This window comes from Bacteroidota bacterium, from assembly GCA_016213405.1.
Lineage (GTDB): Bacteria > Bacteroidota > Bacteroidia > Palsa-948 > Palsa-948 > Palsa-948.
This window is the reverse complement of record JACRAM010000060.1, coordinates 1-3,279: the sequence shown is the minus strand read 5'-3', so window position 1 is coordinate 3,279 and position 3,279 is coordinate 1. Positions and strand designations below refer to the sequence as shown.

Sequence of the window (3,279 nt, the reverse complement as noted above, 5' to 3'; positions counted from 1 at the left end):
TGGTCGCCATACTTTCGCCACAAATGTTTTGGAGAATTGCCCCGATGGAGATTTATGGACAGTTTCAAAGCTGCTTGGGCATAAAAATATAAACTCAACTCAGATTTACGCGCACGTGAGGGATAGAAAAAAATCAGCAGCTGTAAAAGCCCTTCCGAAACTAAGGGTAAATCTCTCAAAAGTTGCATGACAATTTTCAACATATCAATATCATCTATGAGGTTTTCTTAAATTTGAATTAAATTCTTATAAAATGGACAAAGAAACAACCAATAGTTTTTTAAATACTATATACAAAGCATCCATAACTCTTCCGTATGATTATTTAAAAATCTATATCAATGCAATGTCTTCAAATATTGAAAAAGACTTAACGAGTTACGAAGCTAAACTTGAGGAGCAAAGAAAAAATGAAGGGTTCTTTTCGACCTTTATGAAATCTGTTGTACATGAAATAAATAAAGTCAGCATTCCTAAATATTTTTACAATGCCACATTTATTTTTATTTATTCCAAATTTGAAGGTGATTTTAAAACGATATGCGAAGCCTACCAACAGCAAAAGGGATTTAAGTTAAGTGTTTCCGATTTGGGAGGTCAAAACTATATTCAAAGAGGAAAAACATATTTGGAGAAATGTTTTGGTATTGATATGCACAGTTTAAATACAGAATGGGAAGGCTTGACCAAATACCAAAAAGTTCGTAACGCTATTGTTCACAATAATTCAAGTATCATAGCAGAAAAAAATCGTCCTATGAATGAACAGAAGTTATTCCCTATTGTTTCTACTAATGCGAGTTTTTCTCTTGATGACAACGGAGATTTTCACATCAAGGATAAATTATACCTCTTAAATTTTTGCGACATATCAAAAACATATATTGAAAAGACACTTGAATTAATGGATAAATAATTTAAAATTATAAATCATGTTTGACCGAAATAAATTCTTCCGACAGTACCAAATAAAATTTCACCATGACCTGAAGAAATCACTTGAAGGATTTTCGGCATCGGAGCAAATTGACATTACGGATTCTTTGCTTGCAATCGCAAAAAATCATCTGAAAGATTCTGTTGATTATGACAGCGTGCAAAAGATAGTGGGCGAATTGCAGAAAAAATTCGGGAAGCGTTTGGTGAATTTTTATAACGTAAATCCCATCGAATACTTTAGCGCGGAATCCCTCAAGCATATTAACCTGCAATATGAGCTGAAAGTAAAAGATGCGGGAAGCAGTGATAATTTTTTCACGAAGGAAGAACTTGAAATTTTTTTGAAATGGGCGGTCAGCCAGTTTATACTGCAAAAAGAAATGCTTGCCCTTCAGTTAGAGCCTGAAGGAAGCAAAGAGGAGATAAGCGGAACTGAAAAAATAAAAACCAAAGGCAAAATCAAACGCGAGCGTGATGATAAAGCAACGCGGCTCAATCAGGAACAAACTGCTCTTTTAATTTATTGCCTTCGCAAAACACAAGTAATCCTGAAAGATGAATACCTTAATAATAAGGAAACTGGTCAGGCATTTTCAATACTCACCGGGTACAGCGCAGATACCATACGGCAAAACCTGAATAAATCGGAACTGGCGCGAATTGCTACGCAAAAAAACATTACCGCTCTATTACAGACATTAACTGACATTCAGAAGCTGATTGATAAAGAGATAATGCCAGAGGAATAGAAGAATCCACCCTTCCTGAACCCTCAAGTACCGAACAAAACCAAAAAAATAGCAAAATCTTTGTCGCGGATAAACCAATAATCCGTAACAAAGATGATACAATTTTTAACCAACATTTCCGAGCAAGAGTTCAAGGAATTCCTCAAGGATGCGCTGAAAGAAATCTTACCAGAGCAACTGGGCGCAACGAAAAAACAGTTGCCTGAAATTCTCGATGTACAGCAAGCAGCCGAATTTCTCAAGCTGAAAATTACCACGCTGTACGAAAAAACTTCCCGAAAACTTGTTCCCCATTTCAAGAAAGGAAATAAACTCTATTTCCATTTATCTGAGTTGCAGGAGTGGATTACGCAGGGGAAAGTAAAAACACATGACGAAATCGAAAGTGAGGCAATCACTTTTACGATGAAGAAAGCAGCATGAAAAAACAAAACAATCAAATCAATGTTTAACAATTAAAATCTAAATCAAATGAGAAAAGCAGAATTTCTTGTGCCATCAGAAGCAATGTTAGAGTTCACTGATGCAATGGCGAGCCGCCACCTGGACAACACCGTTACAGGAACTACAACAGAAGGAGAAATCGTAGTGGAGGTGAGCTACGAACGCGAAGAAAACAATGAAGTGGACGAACTCGAAAAAGTTCTCGAAAAAATCCGTGAAGAGATGGATGAAGAAAAGGATGAGGAAGAAGAAGAGGAAACCGAAAAGTAATCAGCAGCATCATTAACTAAAGAGGTGAGAAAATTTCTCACCTCTTTTAAAAAGAAAAATCATGACGTCACTAACATCATTGACATCAAAGCCTATGTCAGAATCGAGAGAATATAAAATGAAGACAAGAAAATGTTTGTATTGTGGTGGAGCAATTCCTCCTGACAAGCGAGCAGATTCAAAATTTTGCCACAACTCCTGCAAGGCGCATCATTGGGAAGAAAATAAAGGCAAGAATAAATCTACTGAATTAAAATCCGTTCCCGACAAAGAACAAGTTAAACCGCAGGTCGAAAAACCACTCGATGGTTTGCGCGGAGTTATTGAAAACAAGACGACAAATGACGTTAGTAACGTCAATGATGTCAAACAGACAACGGCTCCGATGATAAAAACGCCTGTTGTAGCCAAGCAGGTGACTAAAGAAACGCAATCATATAAAGATGCGCTCACGAAAAAAGAAAAGGCAGAATCCGATTTAAAGCGGGTCGAAAACCTCCTGACTACTTGCGAAAGCAAAATAGCCGATTGGGAAATTGAAAAAAGCAAACTAAAAGGTAAAATAAAACCCAAACGATATGCGAACCGCAGCATGGAAATGATGGATTTGGATGATACGTTTTGGGATGAAACCTCTGAATCTTTAACTCGTGATGCGCGTGAATCCGAAATAAATGAAAATATTTTTTCTTTAGCCGGAAATAAAATTAAACTCGAAGAAATGAGGACGACAGCAAAGAAAATTTATGATGAGGCGCAGAAAAAGCTAAATGGTATTCAGCAATTTGAAACCGTTCAGCATAAACCATCACTTTATGAACTTGGTATGCAAATGGATTTTTTCAAAAAGAAAGCACAAGAGAAACAAATCATACCT

General features: G+C 36.5%; 6 protein-coding genes. All 6 read left to right on the top strand.

The features are described from left to right. Positions 1-190: tyrosine-type recombinase/integrase (locus HY841_07100; protein MBI4930511.1), on the top strand; the 190-nt coding region annotated here is incomplete at its 5' end. Between the two features lie 63 nt (positions 191-253). Further along, complete coding sequence (locus tag HY841_07095; protein MBI4930510.1) at positions 254-916, top strand: hypothetical protein; 663 nt, start codon at positions 254-256, stop codon at positions 914-916. A 16-nt stretch (positions 917-932) separates the two neighbouring features. Beyond that, complete coding sequence (locus HY841_07090; GenBank protein ID MBI4930509.1) at positions 933-1,688, top strand: hypothetical protein; 756 nt, start codon at positions 933-935, stop codon at positions 1,686-1,688. A 93-nt stretch (positions 1,689-1,781) separates the two neighbouring features. Then, positions 1,782-2,111 (top strand): helix-turn-helix domain-containing protein, encoded by a 330-nt coding sequence (locus tag HY841_07085; protein MBI4930508.1) that lies wholly within the window; start codon positions 1,782-1,784, stop codon positions 2,109-2,111. Positions 2,112-2,159: 48 nt separating this feature from the next. Beyond that, positions 2,160-2,402, top strand: coding sequence for a hypothetical protein (locus HY841_07080; GenBank protein ID MBI4930507.1), 243 nt, complete (start codon positions 2,160-2,162; stop codon positions 2,400-2,402). A 118-nt stretch (positions 2,403-2,520) separates the two neighbouring features. After that, positions 2,521-3,279, top strand: a 759-nt coding sequence (locus HY841_07075) for a hypothetical protein (protein ID MBI4930506.1), incomplete at its 3' end; no start/stop codon positions are given.